The following is a 377-nucleotide window of genomic DNA, read 5'->3' as shown; positions in this document are numbered from 1 at the left end:
GAACTAGTGGTTTATGAGGAGGTGATCGCTCTTTTAAATTTGCTCGTATTTTTCCATCGTAGATTATATCTCCACCAATTAAGACATGTTGATTTTAATTTGTTGCATCTTCATGTTCACATTTCGGGTAAACCATATAAAGCATCACGTACTGTTACCCAAGGCTGGCTTTGTGGAGATGATAAGCGATATTTATGGCGAATCTTATCCACTTTTTTTAACAATTTTTCTTTCGCTATTTGCACAGGCAGATTGTGCCTCTTCCAATATTCCCCTGAAACCCACTTATCCCAAATTAAATATTCTTCTTGGTGAGTCGGTGTAGTAAACTCCCCGTTTTGGTCTATATTCGATCGAAATCCAATGATAAAAAAACT

The 377-nt window shown here is 36.6% G+C and carries 1 protein-coding gene; it reads right to left on the bottom strand.

Annotation, left to right across the window (positions count from 1 at the left end):
• Positions 1 to 116: 116 nt before the first annotated feature.
• On the bottom strand, positions 117 to 377 hold a 261-nt coding region (locus CWB66_RS22545), incomplete at its 5' end, for a hypothetical protein (protein ID WP_252371835.1).

The organism is Pseudoalteromonas sp. S558 (genome assembly GCF_005886635.1).
GTDB classification, from domain to species: domain Bacteria; phylum Pseudomonadota; class Gammaproteobacteria; order Enterobacterales; family Alteromonadaceae; genus Pseudoalteromonas; species Pseudoalteromonas aliena.
This window is presented reverse-complemented; position numbering and strand designations above follow the sequence as displayed.